We start from the raw sequence: 26,387 nt of genomic DNA on the forward strand, positions 1-26,387 counted from the left end.
GCGCCCTTTTTAAGTTTCAAGTGTTGTAGAAAGAGGGGATTACCAACCTTTAACTACGCCACCTTTGAAGATGTCTTTCGCTGCTTCGTAAACTTCATCAGTTTGGTATGCTTTCACGAAGTTTTGTACGTTAGCGGCTTGAACATTGTCTTCACGAGCAACGATTAGGTTTACGTATGGAGACTCTTTGTCTTCTACGAAGATACCATCACGCTCAGGTGTTAGGTCGATTGAGCTTGCGTAAGTCGTGTTGATGATAGAAACCGCTACGTCATCAAGAGAACGTGGAAGTTGTGCTGCATCTAGCTCCACGATAGTGATGTTTTTCGGGTTACCAACGATGTCACGTACTGTTGCTTGTAGACCAACGCCATCACGCAGTTCTATCAGACCTTGTTGTTCAAGAAGTAGAAGAGAACGACCAAGGTTTGTTGGATCGTTTGGTACTGCGATACGAGCGCCATCTTCGATCTCATCAACCGATTTAACTTGCTTAGAGTAACCCGCAATTGGGTATACGAAAGAGTTACCAGCCGTTACTAGCTTGTAGCCACGGTCAGTTACTTGCTGGTCTAGGTATGGCTTGTGTTGGAACGCGTTTGCGTCGATTGAGCCATCATCTAGCGCAGCGTTTGGTGTAACGTAATCAGTGAACGTCACCAACTCAACATCCAAGTTGTATTTCTCTTTCGCAACTTTTGCTGCTACTTCAGCAACTTGAGCCTCTGCGCCCGCCATTACGCCAACTTTTACTTTGTTTGCGTCGACTTCTTTATCACCACAACCTGCTAGAACAAGTGCAGAAGCGGCAGTGGCTACAGTCAAAAGACTCTTAAGGCTAAATTTCATCTTTATCTCCTTATAATTGGTATTTTCAATTCTTATCTGTGGTCTACACGGCGTACGATTGCATCACCGATAGACTGAATAATTTGTACTAACACAATTAGCATCACGACTGTCACGGCCATGATAACGACATCATAACGGTGGAAGCCATAACGGATGGCTACGTCACCAAGACCGCCGCCGCCTACCGTCCCCGCCATTGCTGAATAGCTTACTAGTGTTACTAGGGTAATGGTCACTGAGTTAACAATAGTCGGCATTGCTTCAGGAAGCAGAACTTTTGTGATGATTTGAGTTGGGGTTGCGCCCATAGACTGAGCTGCTTCCACTAGGCCTGTCGGCACTTCCAGTAAAGCACCCTCGATCAGACGTGCCACAAATGGGATTGCACCAATCGTGAGTGGAACAATCGCTGCCGTTGTACCAATAAACGTACCGACAAGCAGCTTGGTTACTGGAATAATCGCAACCATCAATACTAGGAAAGGCACTGAACGGCCAATGTTGACTATCGCACCAAGAACGCCATTTAGCTTGGTGTTTTCAAGCAAGCCACCTTTTTTAGTGGTATGCAGAATCACACCAAGAGGGATGCCAACCGCGAAACCAACGATGCCAGCAACTGCCACCATGTAAAAGGTTTCCCACGTTGCGCCCAAAAGTAGGTTGCTGTTTAAGCTCAGCCATTCAGAAATCGTATTAAAGGACATAGCCAAGTACCTCTACTTTCACGTTGTGCTCACGCAGGAATTCAATTGCTGCGTTATCATCTTCTTCGCTACCAAACAGTTCTGCGACCATCATGCCGAACTTCACGCCGCCAGCGTAGTCCAGATCGGAACTTAGGATGCTCACGTCGATGTTGTACTTACGAGCGATTTGCGTCATCAGAGGGGCATCCACGGTTGCACCAGTAAATTCTAGGCGAACCAACGGGTAGCTGTTTTCTACGCGCGTAGTTTGTAAGCGAGCTTGGTAATCTTCTGGAATAGAAAGATCCAAAGTAGAGCGAATGAACTCGTGTGCCAGTGCTGTCTTCGGATGAGCGAAGATTTCACCAACGGTGCCTTTTTCCACAAGTTCACCATCACCAATGATCGCCACTTCGTGACAGATGCTCTTAACCACTTCCATTTCGTGAGTGATAAGCAGAATCGTGATATCCAGTTTGCGGTTGATTTCTTTTAGAAGTTCTAGGATTGACTGCGTCGTTGCAGGGTCGAGTGCGCTGGTCGCTTCGTCACACAACAAAACATTTGGATCAGAAGACAGAGCACGTGCAATCGCCACACGCTGCTTTTGACCTCCACTTAGGTTTGCTGGGTAGCTTTCGTGCTTGTCAGAAAGGCCAACAAGTTTAAGCAACTCAGTCACTTTTGTTGTGATTTGCGATTTGTCTTTGCCTGCTAGCTCAAGAGGGAGTGCGACATTATCAAAAACGGTGCGAGACGATAGCAGGTTAAAGTGTTGGAAGATCATCCCGATGTTGCGGCGGGTTTCTCCCAGTTGTTTCTTGTTGAGTTTGGTCAGGTCTACGCCATCAACAATGATGGAGCCTGATGTTGGGGCTTCCAGCATATTCACGCAACGGATCAGAGTACTTTTACCCGCGCCCGATGAGCCGATAACACCAAAGATGGTGCCCTTCGCGATATTTAAGTTAATGTCCTTAAGGGCAAGAATTTCCTTACTGCCTTGGTAGAACACTTTATTGACGTTTTTAATTTCTATCATGTTTCAACCTGCACAGAGATACTGGGAACTTCGCTGTTAAAAACGGCTTTTAACAGGAGTAAATTTTGAACTCTATCTCAATTCTCAGTTGATGCTATGGGTTAAGCAGTAGTAAGTCAATAGATATTTTTACGTCTAGACGTCTAAAAGTATGGATGTTTTGTTAGGAAATAAAGCAAGAAGATGTTCGGCGGAACGGGATATAAAAGAGGGATATTCAAGATTTACCGATTCTCGGGTGACAAATCAACTGTTTTGTCACTTCCTCATACCAATTAGATAGTGTGAGTGCTTATAAGGTATGTAATAATCTGATGAAACCGAGTAAATAGAGAAATACGTTTTGGCAAAACCTGCTGTTTTTATCGATCGTGACGGCGTGATCAACGTTGACCATGGCTACGTTCATGACGAACATGATTTTGAGTACATTGACGGTGTCTTTGAAGCGACGAAAGCGCTGAAAGATAAAGGCTACCTGTTGGTGCTTGTGACCAATCAATCAGGCATTGCACGTGGTAAATTCAGCGAAGATCGTTTCATTTCTTTGACTCAATGGATGGACTGGAACTTTTCCGACAACGGTGTTGAGTTTGATGGCATCTATTACTGTCCTCACCATCCTGAACACGGTATCGGCGAATACAAACAAGATTGTGATTGTCGTAAGCCAAAACCAGGCATGTTCATCTCTGCTCGTGATTTTTTGAAAATCGATATGGCTAAGTCAGTGATGATTGGTGATAAAGCCGAAGACTTGATGGCGGCTGAAGCGGCTGGTGTTGGTACTAAGATTTTGGTTCGCACTGGTAAACCAGTTACCGAACAAGGCGAAGCGATTGCCACGGTTGTTCTCGACAGCATTGCAGACGTTCCTGCATACCTAAACAAGTAATCTTCATTACTGATTGAGATAAGGGAAGCCGCTGCTTCCCTTTTATTTAAATCCAACTTTTAGTTTGATCACTTATGAGCAAAAAACTCACTATTCTTGATATCGCGAAATTGGCAGGTGTTGGTAAATCGACAATAAGCCGTGTGTTAACCAATGATCCTAAGGTGAAACCGCAAACGCGAGAGAAGGTAGAAAGAATCATTCGTGAATCTGGTTATGTACCTTCTAAGTCTGCACAGTCTATGCGTGGGGGCAGCCAGAAAGTGATCGGGGTGATTATATCTCGTTTGGATTCCCCTTCAGAAAACCGTGCTGTTGGCACTATGCTTAATGCTTTGTATTCAGCAGGGTATGACGTGGTGATCATGGAAAGTCAGTTCGATCGTGAAAAGACCAACGAACATTTAAACGTACTTAAACGCCGTAATGTCGATGGTGTTATCGTGTTTGGTTTTACTGGGTGCGATGAGCAAGCGTTAGCGGAGTGGGGCAATCGCATTGTCGTGATCGCGATGGATACCAAGCTCGTCTCTTCTATTAATTACGATAACCAAGGCGTTATTGAGATGGCGTTGTCACACCTAGAGCAACAATCTCTTTCTCGCATTGCTTATATCGGCGTTGATCCAGAAGACCGTACGACGGGGCTTGCTCGCCTGAAGACTTATCAATCTTGGTGTGAGAAAAATCGCATCGAACCTTGTTTTCAAACCGGCAAGCTTAGCCATGAAAGTGCTTATCATCTGGTGGATCAAGTCCTTCAATCCGACACGCAAGCCATCGTTTGTGCCAGTGATACCATTGCTCTTGGGGTGATTAAGCGCCTGCAAGAAAGAGGGCGTGAAGATGTCGTGGTTACTGGTGTTGGTGGCAATGAGCTACTTTCCTTCCTTTTTCCAAATGTTTTCAGTGTGGACCCCGGTTACTCTCTCGCAGGTGAAAAGGCCGCTAACATGCTGATTAATCAATTAAATGGTGATGAGTCTGTGGTGCACTTTACCCAGCAACCAGTTCGTTAATAATCCTCCTTTCGATGGTTTGCTCTAAAATTATACTGTGATCGTTCTCAATTAATGGGACTGTTCCCATTTTGTTTTTGAATGCGGAGTGGCAATATAAAAAACATCAAGTGGGAATGTTCCCATTATAAAAATAAAATGATGAATTGAATGTATCCAATACAGGGTGGACAAAGTTATGAGTAAGATTGCGCGTCAAGATGTACAGCGTCTTATTGAACTGGTCGGGGGATCGGACAATATTGCCAGTGTAAGCCACTGTTTAACTCGCTTGCGTTTCGTGTTGAATGACACTGACAAAGCCGATATTGAACAATTAGACGCATTACCTATGGTAAAAGGCTGCTTTACTAACGCAGGTCAGTTCCAAGTGGTGATTGGTACTGAAGTTGATGAGGTTTACAAAGTACTGATCGAGCTGACGGGTAAAAGTGAAGCGAGCAAAGACGAATCAAAAAACGCAGCTCGTCAAAACATGAACATTGTTGAGCGTGGTATTTCTCACCTTGCAGAAATCTTTGTGCCATTGTTACCGGCGATCATCACTGGTGGTCTGATTCTTGGCTTCCGTAACGTGATTGGCGACATCAAGATGTTTGATGGTCAAACGCTAACGGAAATCAGCCAGTTTTGGGCAACGGTACACTCTTTCTTATGGCTAATTGGTGAGGCGATTTTCTTCTTCTTACCGGTTGGCGTGTGTTGGTCAACAGTCAAAAAACTCGGCGGTACTCCGATTTTGGGGATTACATTAGGTGTGACACTGGTTTCGCCACAGTTAATGAACGCCTATCTGATTGGTAAGCAAGTGCCAGAAGTGTGGGACTTTGGCTTATTCGCCATCGAGAAAGTGGGGTATCAAGCGCAAGTGATTCCGGCCATGTTAGCGGGTGTCGCCTTGGCATTCATAGAAACCAATTTAAAGCGAATCATTCCGTCTTACCTTTACCTAGTGGTCGTGCCGTTTGTCTCTATCATTGTGTCTGTGATTCTTGCGCACTCTATCATTGGTCCATTTGGTCGTATGTTGGGTGACGGCGTTGCTTTCGCAGCAAAAGCAGCCATGACGGGTGACTTTGCGATGATTGGTTCAACCATCTTTGGCTTCCTATACGCGCCTTTGGTGATTACGGGTATTCATCACACTACCAATGCGGTTGACCTTCAACTGATGCAAGAGCTAGGCGGTACGCCAATCTGGCCATTGATTGCACTATCAAACATTGCTCAAGCTTCAGCGGTAGTCGGCATCATTATCATCAGCAAAAAACACGGCGAGCGCGATATCTCAGTGCCTGCGGCTATCTCTGCTTATCTTGGTGTAACAGAACCTGCAATGTACGGCATCAACTTAAAGTACAAGTTCCCAATGCTGAGCGCGATGATCGGTAGTGCGATTGCCGCTGCTATCTGTGGCAGCGCAGGTGTGATGGCGAATGGTATTGGTGTGGGCGGCTTGCCGGGCATCTTGTCTATCCAACCACAGTTCTGGGGCGTATTTGCTCTGGCGATGTTGGTGGCGATTGTGGTCCCAGTAGCGCTGACGCTTGTGTTGTATAAGCGCGCACAGATGAAAGGCGAGTTAGAAACCGCTAACGCGTAATTCAAACCGAGGCAGCGATTTGGCTGCCTCGTTTATCTCCTCTATTTTTTAAGATTTTTAAGTTTCCGTTTAATGGTAAGTGAGCGTTAGAAATGGCAATGACCAAGCATGATGAGAGCTGGTGGAAAACCGCAACCATCTACCAAATTTACCCAAAAAGCTTTTGTGACAGTGGAAGTAAAGGCACGGGCGATATTAAAGGGATCATTTCTAAACTGGATTATCTAAAACACCTTGGTGTGGATGCGATTTGGCTGACGCCGGTTTATCAATCGCCAATGATCGACAACGGTTATGACATTTCTGATTACTATGCGATCAACCCAGATTTCGGCACCATGCAAGATTTCGATACCCTGTTGGCTGAGGCTCACCAACTGGGTATTCGAATCATCATGGATATCGTGGTCAACCATACTTCGACAGAACACAAGTGGTTTCAATCGGCACTGGGTGACAAAAACAGCCCTTACCGTGATTACTACATCTGGAAAGATCCTGTTGATAGCGCAGAGCCAAACAACTGGCAATCTAAGTTTGGTGGCAACGCTTGGGCGCTGGATGAAAAAACGGGTCAGTACTATTTGCACCTTTTTGCTAAAGAGCAAGCGGACTTAAACTGGGAAAACCCGGTAGTGCGTGAAGAAGTGAAAGAAGTCATCAGCTTCTGGGCAGAGAAAGGTGTCGATGGTTTCCGTCTTGACGTTATCAACCTGATTTCCAAGCAGCAAGATTTCCCAAGTGACGATATTGGTGATGGTCGCCGTTTCTACACGGATGGTCCTCGCGTGCATGAATACCTTCAAGAGATCAGCGAAGCCGTGTTCCAAAAGTACGGCAGCGTGACGGTGGGTGAAATGTCTTCCACCACGCTAGAGCATTGTCAGCAGTATTCAGCGCAAGATGGCAAAGAGCTGTCGATGGTGTTCAACTTCCACCACTTGAAAGTTGATTACCCGAATGGTGATAAGTGGACGAAAGCGCCGTTTGATTTCATCCAACTGAAACAGATCTTCAACCATTGGCAAACCGGCTTAAATGGCAAAGGGTGGGGCGCACTATTTTGGTGTAACCACGACCAACCACGTGTTGTGAGCCGATTAGGTAACGACGAACAATACCGTGTTGAATCTGCCAAAATGCTTGCGGCATCGGTACACATGATGCAAGGCACGCCTTATGTTTATCAAGGTGAAGAGATCGGCATGACCAACCCGGGTTACACCGAAATCAGCCAATATCGCGATGTTGAAAGCACGAACATGTACGACATTATGGTCTATCGCGATGGTGTATCTCACGATGACATGATGGCGATTTTGGCACAGAAGTCGCGTGATAACTCACGTACGCCAATGCAATGGAACAGCGCGAAACATGCGGGCTTTACTGAAGGTACGCCGTGGCTAGAGGTGGCTCAAAACTATTCTGAGATCAACGCGGAAGCCGCAATTGCCGATTTGAACTCGGTGTTCTACTTCTACAAGCGCTTGATTGAACTGCGTAAACAGGTTCAAGTAATCACTGATGGTCGTTACGAGGACTTGCTGCCAGAGCACAAACGTATTTTTGCTTACGCACGTCAGAACGACAAGCAAACGTTGTTGTGTATTAACAATTACTACGGCGAAGAAGTGGAGTGTGTGTTATCAGAGCGCTTTGATATGAGCAAAGCCAAGAATCTGCTTTCCAACTATCAGAATGCGACCAGCGCGATTGCTTCCAATCATCAAGTTCTACGTCCTTACGAAACACGCATCTTGCTGATTGAATCTTAAAGGCCAATAAAAAATACCCCTAAGGATTTCGATCCTAAACAAAAGGCTTTGGAGTGCTCCCCAAAGCCTTTTTTCTATGAGATAAGACTGCGGCTTATGCTTTCTCGATCTTGCTCAGTGTCGCTTTCTCTTCACTGATTTGAGTCTGTTCTGCTTTCAACAGTTCAACTTGTTCAATCAACCCTAGTGCAGGGTTGAACCAGCGCTCTGCGGATGTTTCAAACTCCATTGAGTCCATCTCGTCACATCTTAGGTTATAAGTATTCGTTTCGGTTAGGTAGGCGGCTTCAATTGATTTGCCAGACACTTTGAAAGTTTTGCGTGCGCCTGTTTCGGTGATTTGTTGGCTCCAGCCCGCTTTACAGTTTGCCTCATTTGGCAAAGTTTTTACCCATTGGTGATCATCAAAATCATTCAGTAGGTTTGCCACTTGTTCACCATTTAGATCTAAAATGACTGAGACCGTGTTTACGCTGATATCAATGTTCGGATCTTTCTCCTTAACTGTCGAACCTTCCAAGCGAAATACTGGGCTGCTGTTCATGATGGGTACGATAAAGCGATGATCAACGAGATAGGTGTCCGTGATTTCATGCAGTGCGCCATCCGTACCGGCAAAGTAAATCGACTTCTCTTCTTCGCCGCTCTCTTCCACTTGCTGTGATAGGTAAAACTGAGTGATACCGTTGTTGACTAAGTCATGGATAACTTGTTGCACTGGAGCTGATTGTGGGAGCAGAGTTAAAGCGTCAAGAAGTTCTTGGCTGCTCATTGGATCAAAATTCATCAGCACCGAGCCCACTTGTTGCCCGTCTGCAGAAATGGCGTAGTTCAGTTTTGTTGTTACTACTGGGGAAAAAGATGAGTTTTGGATCGGGTAATCGATGCTATTTTGTGGGCCTTTATTGCCGCTTGATGAGCCGGAAGAAGAGCCGCCGCCACAGCCGTAAAGTGCGATCGTAGCTGCTGCGATAAGCGTCATTTTTTTAAGCATGAGTTTACATTCCTAGTTGGTAAAGGCTGATAAATCGAGCCGTTATTTGAATGTCGCCATGCTAAGTTTTGAGTGAGAAAAAGGGCAAAAAATAAAAGCTAATAGAGTTAAATGAAAGCTTAATTTTATATTTAGGTATTTGTTTTATCTGGATTAATATCTGCCTCGATATTGGTGCAGTATTCTTCAATTAATGCCTTCCAACGCATCACTATTTCCTTTTCCTTAATACTGACACGCAACTTCTTCCAAGGCTGTAAGCAGGTTTCTTTGGATTCTGGTTGTGACAAGCGACTAAACAATTCTTCAGAAGGCATGACGCGCAGCAGAGCCACCAAAGACTCCATATAATTGAGGCGGAATTGGTCAAGCTTATTCTGCTTGTAGGCGATATGAGAGACAAAAGTGTAAATCAGGGCATTTTGAATCAATGAATCTCCTGCCGGTGTCGTCAAGAAAGTTTTCGCCTTATCGAGATTACCAAGTTTGTAGTGGAGGATCCCCATCCACAAATTTAACTCATCAGGTAAGGCGTCAAACCCGGATTGTACTTGATAAAGAAAACCTTCGAGTTCGGCTTTATTTTGTTCGTATAAAGCTAAATGCCGAGCAATCGTGATGGCGGCAAACTCATCCATGTTTTTGATATCAGTCGTTGAAAATGCTTTTCCAAGCAGCATTTTCTTGTGGGCGTCACTCAGATGCCAAGTGCTTTTGGATGGTTCTGGTAAGTTGAAGTATTGGGCAATGTCCGTGTGGAGCTTAAACAAATCCGACTGTAAGTGTGCGGTGCGAAGCATGTATTGGTTACGAAAGGCCAGTTTACCCGTAGCAGGGTAAATCAAGTTCATTTTTGCCTTTAAAACACCTTCGGTCGGACCATCTTTGAGTTCAATATTAAGTTGATAATCGCTGGTTTGCATGTTGCGAGCGCCAGGAAAATAAGGCGTCTCGTTGATTGGATCGAGGAAATAGCTCGGTGCATCTTGGTTAGCGATGTCCGTATATGGGTACTCAACTTGTTGTTGCAATAATATCGCTTTCACCATGGTGCGGTATTCCCTTGCCTCTGCACCTAAGGCATCAACACGGTTAAGCAGTAGCTCCACTTTTGGAATCAGCAGTTGGTTACGAGTTTGCTGAGTGGAGACTCCTTGCTGTTGCCAGACAATAACGGAAAGTATCACGCAAGAGGCAGCTAGCAGAGCACAAAGGCAGTAGGCGATAGGCCATTTCAATGACGAAGTCGTTTTTTGTGGGTTTGCCACCTTCGCTTTACGTTTGTCGGCTCTCGCTGGTGGTATTAACTGAATGTTGGCTGGGTTGAAAAAGTAACCTTTACGCGGGTAGGTCACCAATAGTTTGGCGGCATCATGCTCTGGTAAGTGCTCTTGTAGCAAGGCCCGAAGTGTACTGATTCGATTGGTAAGTACGTTCTTTGAAATGAACTTACTTTGCCAAATGGTCTCTATGATGGTTTCTGCAGACAGCGGGTGGCCAACACTGGTGAGCAGCAGTTCTAATAACTCGATGCTACGCGGCTCAAGATCGATAACGACCGCTTGTTTGTGAAGGGTTTGAGTCTCTGGGTTGTAGATCAGCTCGCCAATAACAATCTGACTGTTGGTTTGTTTGGCTCGTTGTAGGAAGTCGCGCATACCATCATGAGTGATTAGGAAATGGCGAAGTATTATATAGTCATTGGAGCGCAAAATCTTATAAATTGCGCTCCAATTATCACAGAAAGGTTATGAACCGTAGCTCACAGAGTAGCGATGTGGTTTGTGGTTCATCGCAAGCACTAGGTTCAGTGCGAATGCACCAAGAATCGAGAGGCCGATAACCCAAGGCGTGACGAAGAAGAAAGACGCAAATAAGATGCAAGCGTCAATCGCCATCTGCGATTTGCCAACAGAAATGCCAAACTTGTCTTGAATGAATAAGCACAGTACGTTGAAGCCACCCAAGCTTGAACGATGACGGAATAAGATCAGCATACCTAAACCCATCAGTAAGCCACCGGCAACCGCACAATAAACCTCGTTAATCGATTCAAGTGAAATCAGCAAATACAGGTTGTCCGCAAAGATAGAAACCAAAGCGCCAGAAATTGCACTATTAATCGCAAAATGACGGCCAAAGCGTTTCCAAGCCAGCAAGTAAAAAGGACAGTTGGCTAAAAAGTACAGCACACCAAACGTAAAAGGTGTAAATTGGCTAATAAGCAGAGCCAATCCAGTGGTGCCTCCCGTTAAGAGGTTCGCGGATTGGAGAAAGAAAACGCCTTGAGCTACCAAAAAGGTACCTGTAAGAATGGCCATCCAGTCTTCTTTTCTTGAGTGTTTTTCCATCTAATATGCAGTCGTTGATGATAAATCGGGCATGCATAGTAGTAAAAAGATGATCTTTTCGGTAGCTAGAGGGTAAAATTTGCGGTAAACCTATGTAATTGTTGTTTTACAGGGTGTAAAGCACAAATTTGACAGTCAGTGGATCATGGTTGAACGATTGCAACATCGTCATGATAATCCTTACTTGTCATCATGAAAAAACTGCATGAGAAAAATTGTAAATTTCTCTTTATGACCTAGATCAAATTATGTAGAATGCGCGCCATTATGGTGACGAAAACGTTTGCGTTAGGTCATTTAGTCGGTTTTTTTGCAACTTTCAGTACCAATCTGAGTCAGGAGATACAGATGCTTAAGCGTGATATGAACATCGCAGATTACGATGCGGAACTGTTCGCAGCTATCCAGGAAGAAACACTTCGCCAGGAAGAACACATTGAACTTATCGCTTCTGAAAACTACACAAGCCCACGTGTAATGGAAGCGCAAGGTTCTCAGCTAACGAACAAATACGCTGAAGGCTACCCAGGTAAGCGTTACTACGGCGGTTGTGAGTACGTAGATAAAGCTGAAGCACTAGCTATCGATCGTGCATGCCAACTGTTTGGTTGTGAGTACGCGAATGAACAGCCTCACTCAGGTTCTCAAGCAAACAGCGCAGTTTATATGGCGCTTCTAAACCCAGGCGACACAGTTCTAGGTATGAGCCTAGCGCATGGTGGTCACCTAACTCACGGTTCACCAGTAAACTTCTCTGGTAAGCACTACAACGTGATTCCTTACGGTATCGACGAAGCAGGCCAAATCAACTACGACGAGATGGAACAGCTAGCGCTTGAGCACAAGCCTAAGATGATCATTGGTGGTTTCTCTGCTTACTCACAAATCGTTGATTGGAAGCGCATGCGTGAAATCGCAGACAAAGTTGACGCTTACCTATTCGTAGACATGGCGCACGTTGCTGGTCTAATCGCAGCAGGCGAGTACCCAACACCTGTTCCACACGCTCACGTAGTAACAACGACTACGCACAAAACGCTAGCGGGTCCTCGTGGCGGTCTTATCCTTTCTAACGAAGGTGAAGAGCTGTACAAGAAGCTGAACTCAGCAGTATTCCCTGGCGGTCAAGGTGGCCCTCTAATGCACGTTATCGCTGGTAAAGCAGTAGCGTTCAAAGAAGCGATGGAACCTGAATTCAAAGCTTACCAAGCTAACGTCGTGAAAAACGCGAAGGCAATGGTTGGTCAATTCCAAGAGCGTGGCTACAAGATCGTTTCTAACGGTACTGAGAACCACCTGTTCCTTGTTGACCTAATCGACAAAGATATTACTGGTAAAGATGCAGATGCGGCACTAGGTGCAGCAAACATCACAGTAAACAAGAACTCTGTACCAAACGACCCACGCAGCCCATTCGTTACGTCTGGTATTCGTGTAGGTACGCCAGCAATTACTCGTCGTGGCTTCACTACTGAAGATGCGAAAGAGCTAGCAAACTGGATGTGTGACGTTCTAGATAACATCGGCAACGAGGAAGTTATCGAAGCAACGAAACAGAAAGTTCTAGAAATCTGTAAGCGTCTACCAGTTTACGCATAACGTTCTTTGAAAATAACTCAGGCGAACTCGTTCTATTTCTGCGATTCGGTTTGATTATTTGATTGATGAAAGGTCCTCATTTGAGGGCCTTTTTGTTTTTCTAGCGTATGGAAATATCAGCTTAGAGTGCGCTGAAATCAGATTTCTGATATCGCCTAGGATCTTCGGAATGACGCTGCTTTTGGTTCTGAGAAATAGGCTTATTGTCCAAATGATGGTGTTTTATGTTCGACAGATACAAAAAAGGCTGGCACTGAGCCAACCTTTCTCTTCAAAACAAGCGAGCGCTTATTTAATCTCGATACCTTGAGCCTGCATATCGGCATGGTAAGAAGAACGAACGAATGGACCACACGCCGCGTGCGTGAAGCCAAGTTCTAGTGCGATCGCTTTTAGCTCGTCAAACTCTGATGGTGGAACGTAACGCTCTACTGGCAGGTGGTGACGGCTTGGTGCTAGGTACTGACCAAGTGTCAGCATTGTTACACCGTGTGCACGTAGGTCTTTTAGTACTTGGACGATCTCTTCTTTCGTTTCGCCAAGACCCATCATAACACCTGATTTGGTCGGTACATTTGGGTGCTGCTCTTTGAACTTTTGCAGCAATTGTAGTGACCACTTGTAGTTCGCGCCTGGGCGAGCTTTACGGTACAAACGAGGTGCCGTTTCTAGGTTGTGGTTGAAGACATCTGGCGGGTTGTCTTTCATCAGATCAAGTGCTACATCCATACGGCCACGGAAATCAGGTACAAGCGTTTCAATCTTGATGTGTGGGTTCAGTTCGCGGATTTCACGGTTACAGTTTGCAAAGTGCTCTGCACCGCCATCACGCAAATCATCGCGGTCTACTGAAGTGATAACGACGTATTTCAGCTTCATGTCTGCGATGGTTTTAGCCAGTTTCTTCGGCTCTTCAGCTTCTACTGCAAGCGGACGGCCATGGGCAACGTCACAGAATGGACAACGGCGAGTACAGATAGCGCCAAGGATCATGAAAGTAGCCGTACCGTGGTTAAAACATTCCGCTAGGTTAGGGCAAGAGGCTTCTTCACATACTGAGTGAAGGTTGTTCTTGCGCATCGCTGATTTGATGTCTTGAATACGTTGGCTGTCGGCTGGTAGCTTGATCTTCATCCAATCAGGCTTACGTAGCACTTCTTTCTGCTCTGTAGGCATGTTCTTTACGGGAATCAATGCCATTTTGTCAGCGTCGCGGTATTTGACGCCTTTTTCCATCTGGATTGGTTTGCTCATGCTTTGTTACCTTGAGAAGGTGCTTCTGTGCTGAATTCTACTTGCTCGTAATCAAGCAAAGTAACGAGTTCTTGTATTAGTTGTTTTTCCACGACTTCGATATCTTCAGGGCCGCCAACTTGGCTAACCTGAACCATCTCCATTCCTTCATAGCCACAAGGGTTTATACGTAAAAACGGACCTAAGTCCATATTGACGTTCAACGCTAGGCCGTGGAATGAGCATCCTTTGCGAATGCGAAGGCCGAGAGAACATATTTTTTTACTGTCGACATAAACACCTGGGGCATCTGGTCGCGCAGCAGATTCGATATTGTATGCCTTTAGGGTGTTGATCACGAGGTTCTCGATGTGCGTAACGAGATCTCGCACCCCTAATTTTTTACGACGCAGGTTGATCAGAAAGTAAGCGACAAGCTGACCAGGACCATGGTAGGTCACTTGACCCCCGCGATCGCTTTGTACAACAGGAATATTACCAGTGTTAATGAGGTGTTCGGCTTTACCCGCTTGACCTTGTGTAAATACTGGGTTGTGTTCTACCAACCAAACTTCATCAGGCGTGTCGTCTGTGCGTTGATCAGTGAACTCATGCATCGCCTTCCATACAGGCTCATAATCTTGGCGTCCAAGTCGTCTTACAACAAGTTGGTGTTGCATGGGGATTCCTGTCACTAATATATAAAGTTTTTGGATTATAAACCGGATGAGTTTGATGCTCTACAGTTGAGTAACAGATTTTTAACTGAAAGAGTCAGTGGTTTTCATTATCTACATGATAAATAAAAAGAAAGCAGCCGAAGCTGCTTTCAAAAAAAATTTAATTTATCAAAAAATTATAGAACCATGCGTACGATGTCGATTTCACCCAGTTCTTTGTAAAGGGTTTCAACCTGCTCGATAGAGGTAGCAGTAATATTGATAGACACCGAGTGGTAGTTGCCCTTAGCACTTGGTTTTACTGCTGGGCTGTAGTCACCTGGAGCATGACGCTGGATTACTTCAAGAACGAGTTCTGGAAGTTCAGGTTTTGCATGCCCCATTACCTTGTAAGTAAATGAACAAGGGAACTCAAGCAGGTCTTTCAATTTTGCATCAGAGTTGATGGTTAGCATATCGGTAACTCCAGTTGGTATTCGTTGCGGTGCGAAATAGTACAGTCAAATTAGGGTGAACTCAAGATCATCCCCAAGCATCTTAACGTCGCTTGAGTATAGATAACAAAGCCGCCCTAGTTGGCGGCTTTGCGGACTTGTTTGTTGTTCAGAAGCGACTGTTAGAAGAAGCTCTTAAACAACAATACGATGTAGTCCCACATACGGCTAAATAGGCTGCCTTGGTCTACAGTTTCTAATGCCATTAGTGGGTACTCAGCAATATCTTCACCATCAATTTGATAGTATAGCTTACCAACTACATCACCTTTATTAATTGGGGCTTCTAGCTCTTTTTCAAGTACAAAGCTTGCCTTTAGATTCTTTGCTTCACCACGAGGTAGCGTTACGTAAGTATCTTGGTCAAGACCCAGAGCAACCGTATCTTTGTTACCCATCCATACTTTTTCTTCTACAAACGTTTCACCCGCTTTATGTGGCGCAACGGTTTCGAAGAAGCGGAAGCCGTAGCTCAGTAGCTTTTTGCTTTCTGATTTACGAGCGTTTGCATCTTTGGTACCCATTACCACTGCAACTAGGCGCATTTGACCTTCAGTTGCCGAACTTACTAGGCTGTAGCCCGCGTTGCTAGTATGGCCAGTCTTGATGCCATCAACGTTCATGCTCTTATCCCACAATAGGCCGTTACGGTTGTACTGTGTGATGCCGTTGTAAGTGAATTTTTTATCTGAGTAGATACGGTACTCATCAGGAACGTCACGGATCAATGCTTTACCAAGCAGTGCCATGTCATAAGGTGTTGAGTATAGATTTGGGTTATCTAGGCCGTGCACGTTAGCAAAATGCGTGTTGCTCATGCCAATTGTGTTTGCCCATGCGTTCATTAGGTCTACGAATGCATCTTCAGAGCCTGCAATGTGTTCAGCCATTGCGACACAAGCGTCGTTACCTGATTGAATGATGATACCGCGGTTTAGGTCTTTCACCTTAACTGTGGTGCCAACTTCAATGAACATTTTTGAAGAATCAGGGAAGTTTTTCGCCCATGCGTTCTTACTGATGGTTACATCATCGTCTTCTGAAATATTACCACGCGCTAGCTCTTGGCCAATTACGTAGCTGGTCATCATTTTTGTCAGACTAGCAGGAGACAACTTTGTGTTCATCTCTTTCTCAGCCAGAACTTTACCTGAGTTGTAATCCATCAAAACGTAGCCTTTCGCTGCGATTTGAGGTGCGTCTGGGACAACAACTGGTGAAGCAAAAGCAGATTGAGCGATGGTTGCAGTTAGCGCAACCGAAGAAACGAGAATAGATTTCACAAACTTATTTTTATTCATGGTAATTCAAATTTTTTGGTTAACTGTCGACATCTTAACAGAATCCCTGCTTATGTAAGAAGGGCTCTGCATAGAAATTCATGACACCAAGGTCATTTGTCAGTTTTGTGTTTTTTAATAAATGCGGACGAATAGCCGAGCAACTTTACTTTATCCAGTGTTGCTTGCGTCAGGGAATAGTCAGTAAATGGCCCTAGCAACAAGCGGTGAGTTTCTTTCGTGCTCTCCAAGAAAGTTTCTGTATCCAGCTTTTGACCAAGCTCTTGGCCTAAAGTTCGCGCTCGATCTTCATATTTTGAAGAAGCAACTTGAATCACGTATTTTGGGTGCGCAGCTAAAGACTTTTCATCGGTTGGCTTATCAATGGTGATGACTTCAATTTGTACGTTCGCTGTGCCTGTTTTCACGACGTCGAGCTTATGAGCGGCGGCGTAGCTTAAATCAATAATACGGCCGTCATGAAATGGGCCACGGTCGTTAACTCGTACAACGGTTGATTTACCATTGTCGGTATTGGTGACTTTAACGTAGCTCGGTAATGGCAGCGTTTTGTGTGCGGCTGTCATTGAGTACATATCGTAAATTTCACCGTTGGACGTTAGGTGACCTTGGAATTTTTTTCCGTACCAAGAGGCACGGCCTTTTTCCGTAAAACCTTTTGCGTCACGAACGATTTTGTAGTCGGAACCTCGTAGATTGTAATCGCTGTTACCACCTAAGCTGTATGGTTCATATTTAGGATGCGCATCCTCAATGTGCTCGACCGATAGAGGTTTATCTGGTGCTACATCGGATTCAAGTTCATAACGGCCTTCTTGTGTTTTTTGGTCGGTAGAAGAACAGCCCGCCAAAATAACAGCAGAAAAAACTAAGGAATATAAAGCGCGTTTTTGCATGGTCTAGGTCGCCTTAGAGAATGCTTTTCGGTGCGTGTGGATCGACATCAAAATGCCAAAACCAGCCATCAGTGTCACCATGGAAGTGCCACCATAACTGATCAACGGTAAAGGTACGCCTACTACGGGTAGGATGCCACTTACCATGCCGATATTTACAAAAATATACACGAAGAAGCTGAGTACAATACTGCCTGCCATCATTCGCCCAAACGCAGTTTGTGCTTGGCTTGCGAGGTAGAGACCTCGTCCAATAATAAAGAGATAGATGGTCAACAGGCAAAGGAAGCCAATCATACCCCATTCTTCAGCAATTACTGCAAAGATAAAGTCAGTGTGACGTTCAGGAAGAAATTCTAACTGTGATTGAGTGCCTTGCAACCAACCTTTGCCGGAAATACCACCAGAACCAATCGCAATTTTACTTTGGATGATGTGATAACCTGCACCGAGAGGGTCTGATTCAGGGTTGAACAGAGTACGAACGCGCACTTTTTGATACTCACGCATCAAGAAGAACCACAAAACGGGAATGAAACCACCAAGCGCCAGTGCGGCACCAGCAATGATTTTCCAACTGATACCCGCAAGGAAGATAACAAAGATGCCTGATGCAGCGATCAGAATCGAGGTCCCTAAGTCAGGTTGCTTTGCGATGAGAATGGTTGGCAAGCAAACCATGATCAACGCAACGATGAGGGTTTTGAACGTCGGGGGAAGTGGTTGACGACCGATATAGCGCGCGACCATCAAGGGTACGGCGAGCTTGAGAAGCTCAGAAGGTTGGAATCGAACAAAGCCAAGATTTAGCCAGCGCTGTGCGCCTTTGGAAGCTTCACCAAAGAAGAGCACGCCAAAGAGCAGTATGACACCACCGACAAACATGAGAGGCGCGAGGCTTTCGTAAGTTCTGGGCGAGATCTGTGCTAAGACGATCATCACGACTAATGATAGGGCCATGCGCATGGCTTGGCGGTCCATCATCGCCAAGCTCTGGCCACTGGCGCTGTACATGATGACCAAGCCAAAGGCCATTAGTGCAAAGATGCCGAGTAAAAGCGGCAAGTCGATATGGAAGCGTTCAAACAGGGCTCGGTTCTTACCTGTAGAGGGATCCATTTTCATCACTGCGTTACCTCTTGTTTCTCTTTGGCTTGCTCATCGTCTGGTTCGATTTTTTCTGGCCCAACGATCACTCGGTCGAAGATCTTTCTTGCTACTGGTGCGCCATTACTTGAACCACCACCGGCGTTTTCAAGCACGATTGAAACGACAACTTTAGGATCGTCAAATGGCGCAAAACCGGTAAACAGGGCATGGTCGCGTAGATGTTCTGCGACTTCGTCTGCGTTATATTCTTCGTCTTCACCTAGACCGAAGACCTGAGCAGTACCTGATTTACCACCCGTTTGGTAATCCATATTGTAGAAAGAGCGACGAGCTGTCCCTTTCGCACCATGGTTTACCAAGCGCATGCCTTCTTTGGCCATGTTCCAGTATTTATCCGGCACATTTTGAATTGGCGGGTAGGTGACGTATTCAGAGGTCTTTTGTTCTTCAAAATCACCGCCATTATCAATTGTTGCTTTAAGCAAATGTGGCGCGGCTACGGCGCCTTCGTTGACCAATACCGATGTTGCTTTGGCAATTTGCATTGGTGTTGCTGTCCAGTAACCTTGTCCGATACCAACAGGAATCGTATCGCCTTTGTACCAAGGGGTTTTATGGCGAGCCATTTTCCATTCACGCGTTGGCATGTTTGCTTTACTTTCTTCGTAAATATCGATGCCGGTATAGTCACCAAAACCAAACATCATCATCCAATTCGAGATACGGTCGATGCCCATGTCATAAGCGACTTGATAGAAGAAAGTATCAACGGATTCTTCTATCGACTTGATGATATCTACGCGGCCATGGCCCCAACGCAGCCAGTCACGGAATGGGCGAGTATCGGAGTTTGGAATGCGCCAATAGCCAGGGTCATTACGCGTGGTTTTTGGTGTTACCACACCCTCTTCCAAAGCTGCAACTGCCATAAATGGCTTGATGGTGGAAGCTGGGGGGTAAATACCTAGCGTAGTTCGGTTTACAAGTGGACGATTCTTATTGTTCAAGAGGGCTCGGTAAGCTTTGCCTGAGATACCATGAACAAACGAGTTTGGATCGTAGCTTGGGCTTGAAACCATCGCGAGCACGCCATTGTCTTTAGGATCCAAAACCACCGCACTACCACGACGCCCATCTAATAATTGGTGAACGTATAGTTGTAAGTTAATGTCGAGGTTTAACACGATGTCTTGACCCGGAATCGGCGGGACGTACTTTAAGGTACGAATTACTCGGCCACGGCTGTTGACTTCGACTTCTTGGTAACCCGCGGTACCGTGCAATAAATCTTCGTAGTATTTTTCAATACCTAGTTTGCCGATATCACGAGTGGCTTGGTAGTTCGCGTCTTTTTCTTCACGAACTAGGCGTTGCATGTCACGATCGTTGATGCGTGATACGTAGCCAATAACGTGGGTCAGTACTTCACTAAATGGGTAGTAACGCTTCAATGTTGCGCTGATTTCAACACCCGGAAAGCGGTATTGGTTTACTGAGAAAACAGCAACTTGGTTTTCATCTAACTGAGTCAGTAGTGGTACGGATTTAAAGCGACGTGTACGTTTACGTTCACGCTGGAAACGTTCAATTTGCTCTGGCGTGATTTCAAGAATGGTTTGTAGCTCTTCGATGGTGCCGTCAATGTCTTTGATTTTTTCTGGAGTAAGCTCCAAGTTGAAGACAGGGCGGTTTTCAGCGAGCAGAATACCGTTGCGGTCGTAAATAAGACCACGGTTTGGTGCGATTGGAACGACTTTGATGCGGTTGTCGTTAGAGCGAGTTTGGTAATCTTGGAACTGGTTAACCTGTATGTTGTACATGTTAGCAACCAGCAACCCCATCAAAATGACGATACCCAAAAAAGCAAAAATAGCGCGACTGGAAAACAGGCGCGCTTCAGCTTGGTAGTCTCGGATTTGACTGCGGCGTTTACGAATCATTAACGCTTGTCTCTACGGCTAAGCAGCGATTATTCGCGGTGATAAGGGTGGTTAGCAGTAATGCTCCACGCTCGGTATAAACTCTCCGCCATGACAATACGCACAAGTGGGTGCGGTAAGGTCAATGCAGACAAAGACCAACTTTGATCAGCGGCGGCTTTACATGCAGGAGAAAGCCCTTCTGGGCCACCAATTAAAATAGAAACGTCGCGAGCATCTAATTTCCAAGCTTCTAGCTGTTCTGCCAGTTGTGGGGTATCCCACTTTTTGCCCGGGATATCCAATGTCACGATGCGGTTGCCTTTTGGGACCGCTGCCAACATAGCTTCGCCTTCTTTTTGAAGAATACGTGCAATGTCGGCATTTTTGCCACGTTTCCCTGCTGGGATCTCAACCAACTCAAGTGGCATATCATGAGGGAAGCGACGACGGTATTCTTGGAATCCCTCTTCGACCCATTTGGGCATTTTAGTGCCTACAGCAATCAGTTGAATTTTCAAAAGATTAACCCCAAAGCTTTTCTAGCTGGTACAGGTTACGGTGTTCATCTTGCATGACATGAAGCATGGCATCGCCCATATCGAGAACAACCCATTCACCTTCTTTCTCGCCTTCCATACCTAGTGGTTCTAGACCAGCTTTCTTCACTTCAGATGCGACGTGATCAGCAATAGATGAAACGTGACGTTTAGAGGTGCCAGTACAAATGATCATGTAATCTGTCACGCTAGATTTGTCTTCTACATTCAGAATTACAATCTCTTCTGCTTTCATGTCGTCAGCTTTATCAGCTAAAAAGTCTTTAAGTTCTTCGCGAAGCACTCGGTTTTCCTCGGTTTTCTTTTCAATCTGTGGGTGTTTTGAATCATATTAATCAAAACTGGCCGCGCACTATATCACGCTTTGAATTCTAAATTGCCAGCTTAATATCAGGTGAACAGGTTTCTAAGCTCAACTGGTGAATCGTTGGCCACACAGATTCTTCATATTGGGTTTTCGCTTTTATCTCGGCGTGAGCCAAAAGAGATAAAAGCGCACAAATGCGGCTTGTTGACAGACGTGTCAAAGCTGCGTTGTAAAATGGGCGTTTGTTTTGCCACACACGATGCTTTTCAAATACCTGGATCATACCCATTTGGGTTAAGTCGCGGTGCATGTTCAGCAGTTGATTAAACTCTTTCTGTACACTGCGGATCAGAATGATGGTTTCGACGCCTTCCGCTTCTAATTGACGCAGTATACGTTGTGCACGATTGGCTTTACCCGCTAACAGAGCGTCGATCCAGTGGAAGGTCGTAAAGTGGTTATGGCGACTTAAGGCTGCTTCCAATCGCACCACAGTTAACTCACCATCTGGGTAGATTAGAGCAAGTTTCTCTAAGCTTTGTGAGAGCGCAAACAAATTACCTTCATGCCATTGTGCCAACACTTGCAGTGATTGTTGGTCCGCCTTTAGACCAAGGGCACGGCAGCGAGTTTGCACAAACATGGGTAAGCGTTGTAAATCGGGCGTTAAGCAACTCACCCAATCACCCTTTGCACTCAGGGCTTTAAACCATTTTGCGTTTTCTTGTGCTTTGGTAAGTTTGCTGCCAATGACGACTAACATGATATCGTCATGCAGCATTTCGAATAGGCTGACTAGCTCTTTACTGATCGCTGCGTTTGCGCCGGCTTCTGGTAACTCTAATTCAATTAACTGACGGCTTGAAAACAAACTCAATGCTTGGAAACAGTCGTAAACTTGGTTCCAATCTAGACTCGCATCCACAGCAAAGCGATGTCTTTCTTCAAAACCGTGCTGGCGCGCGGTGTGCTGAATCGCTTGTCGGCTTTCTTGAATCAATAAGGGTTCATTACCGAAAATTAGATAAACCTGCTTTACGTGTTTTGCTAAATGGTCGGCCAGCTTATCGGCATAAATTCGCATTTTGATTAAGAGTCAGTTTTGTTGTCGTTAGTGTTTGTCGCATCAGGGGTAATATGGCCTTGTTCGTACTCTGCACGAACTCGACCTAGCTGACGCATCATTTGGCTTGCGGCTTGCTGACGCATTTCATCTTCGATAACGTCGCGCTCTACTGACTTAGCTAGGGCAGTGAGTGGGTTATCAAGATAGTTACGGTTTACTGTTGTCGTGAAGGCTTTGGAACCGAACTCAGGAATTGTAACGCGGTATTGCACTACATAGGTCAGCTCTTTTTCTGCAGCACGACTGTTTTGATACAGCGACAGCGTACGTTCGTCAATGGTTGCTTCAATTAGGTGTAGGTTTGGTGTGTTAGCAGAAGGCTGTACCAAGTCCACTTTATTCAGTTCAAGTTGAGCTCGTACATATCGAGTCAAAGGACTGTATTCATCATAGCTAGTGAATGACATGGTGTGCAGTTCTTCCGGAACGGAATACTCGCCACGAAGGTGAAAACCACAGGCAGAAAGAAGCCCCGCTAATACCAATACCACTGGTAGTTTAATCAAAGAGAAAAAGCGCATTGATTGTATTCATCCTAAATTTAAGGGGTTATTTACCTTAAACCACTCATCGTGAATGGTTTGAGGTAAATAAACAGGGTGAGGACTCACCCTGTTAGAAAACTCATGCCGAACGAATCAGTTCGCTCGGCGTTGAGTTCTTGCAAGCTGCATTTCGTTGGTAACGAGCGGCTAGTTTGCAACGATGTTCAATAGTTTACCTGGTACGTAAATCACTTTACGGATAGTTAGACCATCTAGGAACTTCTTCGCGTTCTCGTCGTTTAGACCAAGCTCACGAACTTGCTCTTCTGAAGCGTCAGCAGCAACGGTTAGCTTCGCACGTAGTTTACCGTTGATCATCACAACGATAGTTTTCTCGTCTTCAACCAGAGCTTTCTCATCAAACGTTGGCCATGCCGCGTTGTCGATGTCTGCCTCACCTAGCGCTGCCCATAGTTCGTATGAGATGTGCGGAGTGATTGGGTAAAGCATTGCAACCACAGCTTTAAGTGCTTCATCAAGGATTGCACGGTCTTGTACAGATTCTTGAGGCGCTTTCGCAAGCTTGTTCATCAGTTCCATGATCGCTGCGATTGCTGTGTTGAATGTTTGACGACGAGCGATATCGTCAGTCACTTTTGCGATAGTCTTATGAACATCGCGACGCAGAGCTTTTTGGTCACCAGAAAGTGCAGCTGCATCAACTGACTCAGCTGCACCTTTTGAAGCGTGAGCGTGAACCAGTTTCCAAACACGTTTCAGGAAGCGGTTAGCACCTTCTACGCCAGACTCTTGCCATTCAAGGGTCATGTCTGCTGGTGAAGCAAACATCATGAATAGACGTACCGTGTCAGCACCGTACTTGTCTACCATTTCTTGAGGGTCGATACCGTTGTTTTTCGACTTAGACATTTTGATCATGCCTGAGTGCGTTACATCACGGCCTTCATTGTCTTTCGCCGAAGTGATACGACCTTTACCGTCACGTTCAACAGCAACATCTGTTGGGGCAACCCACTCTTTACCGCCTTTTTCGTTCTCGAAGTAGAACGCGTCAGCCAGTACCATGCCTTGACACAGCAGTTGCTTGAACGGTTCGTCAGACGTTACGTAGCCTGCGTCACGTAGCAGTTTGTGGAAGAAGCGAGAGTACAGTAGGTGCATACAAGCGTGCTCGATACCACCGATGTACTGGTCTACCGGTAGCCAGTAGTTTGCTTTTTCTGGATCTAGGATGTCGTCAGCTTGTGGTGAACAGTAACGTGCGTAGTACCAAGAAGACTCCATGAACGTATCGAACGTATCTGTCTCACGTAGAGCAGGTTCGCCGTTGAATGTTGTCTTCGCCCATTCTTTGTCTGCTTTGATTGGGCTTGTTACGCCGTCCATTACCACGTCTTCTGGAAGAATAACGGGTAGTTGGTCAGCGGGTACTGGGTGAACTTCGCCGTCTTCAGTGGTTACCATAGGGATTGGCGCACCCCAGTAACGTTGACGAGATACCCCCCAGTCACGTAGACGGAAGTTAACTGTCTTAGTGCCTTTGCCTTCTGCTTCTAGCTTCGCTGCGATTGCATCGAACGCCGCTTGGAATTCAAGGCCGTCGAATTCACCTGAATCGAACAGTACACCTTTCTCTGTGTATGCCGCTTCAGATACGTCTAGTTCGCTGCCATCAACCGGTTTGATGACAGGAACGATGTCTAGGCCGTATTTCGTTGCAAATTCGTAGTCACGTTGGTCGTGTGCAGGAACCGCCATTACTGCGCCAGTGCCGTAGTCCATCAGTACGAAGTTTGCTACGTAAACTGGCACTTCACGACCGTTCAATGGGTGAATAGCAGTAAGGCCAGTAGCCATACCTTTTTTCTCCATTGTCGCAAGCTCAGCTTCTGCTACTTTGGTGTTTTTACATTCTTCGATGAATGACGCTAGCTCTGGGTTGTTCTGAGCTGCGATAGCCGCAAGAGGGTGACCTGCTGCGATACCAACGTAAGTCACACCCATTAGCGTGTCTGGACGCGTGGTGTAAACTTCTAAATCTTGTTGACCGTTAACTTCAAACTTGAGTTCCACGCCTTCAGAACGACCGATCCAGTTACGCTGCATGGTCTTAACCATTTCTGGCCAACCTTCAAGTTTGTCTAGGTCGTCTAGTAGCTCTTGAGCGTATTCAGTGATCTTAATAAACCACTGTGGAATTTCTTTTTGTTCTACCGGAGTATCACAACGCCAGCAACAGCCGTCTTCAACCTGTTCGTTTGCAAGAACAGTTTGATCGTTTGGACACCAGTTAACAGAAGAGGTCTTCTTGTAAACCAGACCTTTCTCGTAAAGCTTAGTGAAGAACTCTTGTTCCCAACGGTAGTATTCTGGCGTACAGGTTGCGAATTCACGATTCCAGTCGTAACCAAAGCCAAGAAGCTTAAGTTGGTTCTTCATGTATTCAATGTTTTCGTAAGTCCAAGGCGCCGGTGCAGTGTTGTTTTTTACTGCCGCGTTTTCCGCAGGTAGACCGAATGCATCCCAACCGATTGGTTGCATTACGTTTTTGCCTTGTAGGCGTTGGAAACGAGATACTACGTCACCGATGGTGTAGTTGCGCACGTGACCCATGTGAAGTCGACCACTTGGGTATGGGAACATGGATAGACAGTAGAATTTTTCTTTGTTTGGGTCTTCACTTACAACAAAGGTCTTGTTGTCATCCCAGTGCTTTTGAACTTTTTGTTCAAGGTCTTGTGGATTGTATTGTTCTTGCATCGATGGTATCCGGTTATCTTGGAATTTGTGAGTTCGGTTAGAACAGACTTAAATAGATCGTCATAGAATACCTAAAGCTAGGGATCACAACAATAGCCAATCTGTACCCATGCGCCTCGAAGTGACGCTTGGTAGTGGAAAGATGGAGGTCAGTTATGCCTAAACGTAAAGCAGGTTATGAGGAAATGCTCGAGGATGTGATGGAAACCTTGAAGCACAGTCCGGATGAAGTTAACAAAGTATTCGAAACGTCGGGCAAAGTCGTGGATGCCGCTAACGACATGACCAAAGATGAGCTCTCACTAATTTCAGCTTACGTAAAAGCCGATTTAAAAGAGTTCTCCGACAGCTATGAGGAAGGAAAAAGCGGGCCTTTTTATCTCACCATTGCCGATTCAATCTGGCAAGGTTTACTGGATATTACCGATAAAACTAAAGTTGAGTGGGTTGAGTTGTTCGATGATTTAGAGCATCAAGGCTTGTATGAAGCGGGCGAAGTCATCGGGCTCGGGACATTGGTCTGTGATGAATGTGGTCATAAAACCACTTACAACCATCCAACGGTCATAATTCCATGCATCAAGTGTAATCATACTGGTTTTAGTCGCCAATCTCTCAAGCCATAACATGCAGTCAAAAAATACAACGCAATAAAAAAGAGGCTACCAGAGCC

General features: G+C 45.6%; 24 protein-coding genes. 6 read left to right on the forward strand and 18 right to left on the reverse strand.

The window, feature by feature from the left end; all coding sequences use genetic code 11:
• Positions 1-39: 39 nt before the first annotated feature.
• From ATB76_RS20730 to metN, 3 genes are read right to left on the reverse strand one after another with little or no spacing between them, the layout of a single operon-like run.
• Entirely contained in the window at positions 40-849 is an 810-nt protein-coding gene (locus ATB76_RS20730) for a MetQ/NlpA family lipoprotein (protein ID WP_042603908.1), read from the reverse strand.
• Between the two features lie 32 nt (positions 850-881).
• Positions 882-1,559, reverse strand: a complete 678-nt coding sequence (locus ATB76_RS20735; RefSeq protein ID WP_038865400.1) for a methionine ABC transporter permease — start codon at positions 1,557-1,559, stop codon at positions 882-884.
• Positions 1,549-2,583 carry a methionine ABC transporter ATP-binding protein MetN gene (metN, locus tag ATB76_RS20740; protein WP_061036069.1) on the reverse strand — a complete coding sequence of 345 codons (1,035 nt, stop codon included), beginning with the start codon at positions 2,581-2,583 and terminating at the stop codon, positions 1,549-1,551. The genes ATB76_RS20735 and metN overlap by 11 nt, the downstream gene beginning before the upstream one ends.
• Before the next feature lie 343 nt (positions 2,584-2,926).
• Here metN and gmhB point away from each other — a divergent pair, with 343 nt between their 5' ends.
• The 4 genes from gmhB (at position 2,927) to treC (ending at position 7,878) form a co-directional block, all read left to right on the forward strand.
• Positions 2,927-3,478: a D-glycero-beta-D-manno-heptose 1,7-bisphosphate 7-phosphatase gene (gene gmhB / locus ATB76_RS20745; RefSeq protein ID WP_038865397.1), complete on the forward strand. Its 552-nt coding sequence runs from the start codon at positions 2,927-2,929 to the stop codon at positions 3,476-3,478.
• A gap of 74 nt (positions 3,479-3,552) precedes the next feature.
• On the forward strand, positions 3,553-4,497 hold the full coding sequence (treR, locus tag ATB76_RS20750; RefSeq protein ID WP_038865396.1) for a trehalose operon repressor TreR: 945 nt from the start codon (positions 3,553-3,555) through the stop codon (positions 4,495-4,497).
• 178 nt (positions 4,498-4,675) lie between these two features.
• Positions 4,676-6,100, forward strand: coding sequence for a PTS trehalose transporter subunit IIBC (gene treB, locus ATB76_RS20755; protein WP_038865395.1), 1,425 nt, complete (start codon positions 4,676-4,678; stop codon positions 6,098-6,100).
• A gap of 92 nt (positions 6,101-6,192) precedes the next feature.
• The gene (gene treC / locus ATB76_RS20760) at positions 6,193-7,878 is read left to right on the forward strand and encodes an alpha,alpha-phosphotrehalase (protein WP_042602627.1); all 1,686 of its coding nucleotides are present in this window, start codon (positions 6,193-6,195) and stop codon (positions 7,876-7,878) included.
• 94 nt (positions 7,879-7,972) lie between these two features.
• On the opposite strand, the gene ATB76_RS20765 is transcribed toward treC, so the two are convergent.
• The 3 genes from ATB76_RS20765 to ATB76_RS20775 all read right to left on the reverse strand — a co-directional run bounded on the left by ATB76_RS20765 (position 7,973) and on the right by ATB76_RS20775 (position 11,223).
• Positions 7,973-8,872, reverse strand: coding sequence for a hypothetical protein (locus tag ATB76_RS20765; RefSeq protein WP_042602628.1), 900 nt, complete (start codon positions 8,870-8,872; stop codon positions 7,973-7,975).
• A 131-nt stretch (positions 8,873-9,003) separates the two neighbouring features.
• Positions 9,004-10,530, reverse strand: a complete 1,527-nt coding sequence (locus ATB76_RS20770; RefSeq protein WP_061036070.1) for a winged helix-turn-helix domain-containing protein — start codon at positions 10,528-10,530, stop codon at positions 9,004-9,006.
• Positions 10,531-10,620: 90 nt separating this feature from the next.
• Positions 10,621-11,223 (reverse strand): YitT family protein, encoded by a 603-nt coding sequence (locus ATB76_RS20775; RefSeq protein WP_038865389.1) that lies wholly within the window; start codon positions 11,221-11,223, stop codon positions 10,621-10,623.
• 348 nt (positions 11,224-11,571) lie between these two features.
• On the opposite strand from ATB76_RS20775, the gene glyA reads away from it, so the two are divergent.
• Positions 11,572-12,822: a serine hydroxymethyltransferase gene (gene glyA / locus ATB76_RS20780; protein WP_061036071.1), complete on the forward strand. Its 1,251-nt coding sequence runs from the start codon at positions 11,572-11,574 to the stop codon at positions 12,820-12,822.
• Positions 12,823-13,110: 288 nt separating this feature from the next.
• On the opposite strand, the gene lipA is transcribed toward glyA, so the two are convergent.
• From lipA to leuS, 12 genes are all read right to left on the reverse strand, one after another.
• Entirely contained in the window at positions 13,111-14,076 is a 966-nt protein-coding gene (lipA, locus tag ATB76_RS20785) for a lipoyl synthase (protein WP_042602631.1), read from the reverse strand.
• Positions 14,073-14,735, reverse strand: coding sequence for a lipoyl(octanoyl) transferase LipB (gene lipB, locus ATB76_RS20790; protein WP_038865385.1), 663 nt, complete (start codon positions 14,733-14,735; stop codon positions 14,073-14,075). Before lipB ends, lipA begins: the two co-directional genes overlap by 4 nt.
• Positions 14,736-14,911: 176 nt before the next feature.
• Positions 14,912-15,190 carry a DUF493 family protein YbeD gene (gene ybeD, locus ATB76_RS20795; RefSeq protein ID WP_038865384.1) on the reverse strand — a complete coding sequence of 93 codons (279 nt, stop codon included), beginning with the start codon at positions 15,188-15,190 and terminating at the stop codon, positions 14,912-14,914.
• A gap of 161 nt (positions 15,191-15,351) precedes the next feature.
• Positions 15,352-16,530 (reverse strand): serine hydrolase, encoded by a 1,179-nt coding sequence (locus ATB76_RS20800; protein ID WP_038865383.1) that lies wholly within the window; start codon positions 16,528-16,530, stop codon positions 15,352-15,354.
• Between the two features lie 92 nt (positions 16,531-16,622).
• Positions 16,623-17,426: a septal ring lytic transglycosylase RlpA family protein gene (locus ATB76_RS20805; protein WP_038875609.1), complete on the reverse strand. Its 804-nt coding sequence runs from the start codon at positions 17,424-17,426 to the stop codon at positions 16,623-16,625.
• A gap of 3 nt (positions 17,427-17,429) precedes the next feature.
• Positions 17,430-18,551 carry a rod shape-determining protein RodA gene (gene rodA / locus ATB76_RS20810; RefSeq protein WP_038865381.1) on the reverse strand — a complete coding sequence of 374 codons (1,122 nt, stop codon included), beginning with the start codon at positions 18,549-18,551 and terminating at the stop codon, positions 17,430-17,432.
• Positions 18,551-20,476, reverse strand: a complete 1,926-nt coding sequence (gene mrdA, locus ATB76_RS20815; RefSeq protein ID WP_039973733.1) for a penicillin-binding protein 2 — start codon at positions 20,474-20,476, stop codon at positions 18,551-18,553. Before mrdA ends, rodA begins: the two co-directional genes overlap by 1 nt.
• Positions 20,477-20,505: 29 nt before the next feature.
• The gene (gene rlmH / locus ATB76_RS20820) at positions 20,506-20,976 is read right to left on the reverse strand and encodes a 23S rRNA (pseudouridine(1915)-N(3))-methyltransferase RlmH (RefSeq protein WP_038873801.1); all 471 of its coding nucleotides are present in this window, start codon (positions 20,974-20,976) and stop codon (positions 20,506-20,508) included.
• A 4-nt stretch (positions 20,977-20,980) separates the two neighbouring features.
• Complete coding sequence (gene rsfS / locus ATB76_RS20825) at positions 20,981-21,298, reverse strand: ribosome silencing factor (RefSeq protein WP_038875827.1); 318 nt, start codon at positions 21,296-21,298, stop codon at positions 20,981-20,983.
• A gap of 88 nt (positions 21,299-21,386) precedes the next feature.
• Positions 21,387-22,406 (reverse strand): DNA polymerase III subunit delta, encoded by a 1,020-nt coding sequence (gene holA / locus ATB76_RS20830; protein WP_061036072.1) that lies wholly within the window; start codon positions 22,404-22,406, stop codon positions 21,387-21,389.
• A 5-nt stretch (positions 22,407-22,411) separates the two neighbouring features.
• A complete protein-coding gene (gene lptE, locus ATB76_RS20835; RefSeq protein WP_038873808.1) occupies positions 22,412-22,969 on the reverse strand; it encodes an LPS assembly lipoprotein LptE in 558 nt (185 codons plus the stop codon).
• Between the two features lie 171 nt (positions 22,970-23,140).
• A complete protein-coding gene (gene leuS / locus ATB76_RS20840; RefSeq protein WP_038873810.1) occupies positions 23,141-25,714 on the reverse strand; it encodes a leucine--tRNA ligase in 2,574 nt (857 codons plus the stop codon).
• Positions 25,715-25,869: 155 nt separating this feature from the next.
• Here leuS and ATB76_RS20845 point away from each other — a divergent pair, with 155 nt between their 5' ends.
• Positions 25,870-26,340 (forward strand): zinc ribbon-containing protein, encoded by a 471-nt coding sequence (locus tag ATB76_RS20845; protein ID WP_038873812.1) that lies wholly within the window; start codon positions 25,870-25,872, stop codon positions 26,338-26,340.
• Positions 26,341-26,387 lie beyond the last annotated feature (47 nt).

Origin of the sequence: Vibrio sp. MOR3 (assembly GCF_001557775.1) — a bacterium.
In the GTDB taxonomy this organism is placed as follows: domain Bacteria; phylum Pseudomonadota; class Gammaproteobacteria; order Enterobacterales; family Vibrionaceae; genus Vibrio; species Vibrio jasicida.